The organism is Streptomyces sp. AK010, from assembly GCF_014207295.1.
Taxonomy (GTDB): Bacteria; Actinomycetota; Actinomycetes; order Streptomycetales; family Streptomycetaceae; genus Streptomyces; species Streptomyces massasporeus.
Genome location: NZ_JACHCX010000069.1, coordinates 1 through 1,574 on the forward strand (window position 1 = coordinate 1; position 1,574 = coordinate 1,574).

Consider the following 1,574-nt stretch of genomic DNA (forward strand, 5'->3'; position numbering starts at 1 on the left):
CGCCAACGCCAGCCACACATCGTCCGGGGCTACTTCGGCGGCCCGCACGTCCGCTACATCCTCGAATAGAACCCTTTGAGTTTCGGATCAATAGGTAGCGATAAAGCGTGCACCAAGGAACGCCCCGACTGCGCCAATACCAGCCGCGTTGGCGACGGTGCGAAAGAATGTGGCTCGCCCAATACGACTGGGGAGCCGCGCAAAGGTGTAGTCCTTCGGCTCAGCCCACCGCACGATCAATGGAAGCATGAGGTAGATCAGGCCCAGCGATGTTGCGGCAGTGCGGTAGTTGCCCGCATGGGCCGCTCCGACGGCAGCCTTGAAAACAACATGAGCAGGTCCCGCCAGGAATAGGATCAGGAAGAAGACCACCCAGACATATCTCTCATACCCCGCGCGAAGTGGGTCCTCATCCACAAACCGCTTCCAGGCTGGCATACCGCTGACTGTGATAACCCAGCCAGCGAGAAATAGAACCCAACCGAGACGCCGATTTGAGCCGCCATAAAGAGAGTTCCCATACACGATCATCGAGAAGCCCACAGGAACTAGAGCAAGTTTCCAGCGGGCAAGCACGCGACCGACACTCCATTGTGAAGATGCCATAGACCAGATCATGCAGGCACACGCTGAACGCTGGGCGCGATTTGAGGAAGACCTGAGACTGCAACGCCACACTCGCACACGCACTCGGAATAGTTCGTTTGGCTGGAGAAGGGACCAGATGCCTGCACTAATCGTGGAGCGCGAGGTAGTCGGTCCAGTTCTGTTGGGCGAACTTGGCCCACTGGAAGGTCGTGGCGGCCGAGAGGCCGAAGAGGTCGCTGACCACGATTGGCGGCAGCTCGGTGATGGCGGTGATCATTGCCGTGTTGCGTGCCGCACGGGTGGGGAGATCGTGGTTCCGCAGCCGTTTGATGAGGTGGCCGGCGCTCAGGGGGCGACCTGCGTGTCGACCAGGGAGAAGGTAATCGGGTTCGGAGGACGCGCGGGGCTTGAGCATCGAGCTGGCCTGCGGGCTGGCTATGTGGGCCTTGATGAGCCGGGCCAGCGTCGGAGGCAGCAGTACAGGGTGGCGATTGATGGTGAGGAAGGCGCCGGCGTCGTTCAGTTGGAACTGGGAGGTGGTGATCTCTTTGATGCGCGAGATGGGGAGTGCGTAGAGGCGGATCAGGGCTCCCACGATGCGGAGTTCTCGGGGCACAGCCTCGTCTGTGAGGCATCTCCGCAGCTGTTGCTGGTGCTCGTCGTCCGTCTGGAAGTTCGCAGGGAATCCCTTGCGGGCGAGTTGTGTATCGAGCGGTCGGGTCAGTTTTCGCTTCGTGAGCCATCGGACGAAGGAGTGGACGGCTTGCCGTCGGGTGGGGTTCTGCGTGAGCCACAGATCCAGATCCTCTTGGTGCAGGTCCGGGAGGGTGAGCTGGTGCTGGTCGAGCCAGTTCAGCAAGCAGATTGCGGCTCGGATGTTGCCACGGTCGGCCCCCTCTCTGTCAGCCTTGGGTGAGACGTCCCGCTTCGTCGGGTTAGCCTGAGAGGGCACGACAGGAGAACCACCCCCTCATGACCAGCACCAC

Annotated in this window: 2 protein-coding genes; both read right to left on the reverse strand. The window is 61.2% G+C overall.

Annotated elements, in window-relative coordinates; all coding sequences use genetic code 11:
* Positions 1 to 87 precede the first annotated feature (87 nt).
* A complete protein-coding gene (locus HDC93_RS37605; RefSeq protein ID WP_185015249.1) occupies positions 88 to 606 on the reverse strand; it encodes a hypothetical protein in 519 nt (172 codons plus the stop codon).
* 127 nt (positions 607 to 733) lie between these two features.
* Complete coding sequence (locus tag HDC93_RS37610; RefSeq protein WP_185015250.1) at positions 734 to 1,447, reverse strand: hypothetical protein; 714 nt, start codon at positions 1,445 to 1,447, stop codon at positions 734 to 736.
* Between the last annotated feature and the right edge of the window lie 127 nt (positions 1,448 to 1,574).

Bases quoted from the DNA above. Each gene is read 5' to 3' on its own strand.
- HDC93_RS37605 (WP_185015249.1), bottom strand. From the start codon at position 606: ATGGCATCTTCACAATGGAGTGTCGGTCGCGTGCTTGCCCGCTGGAAA.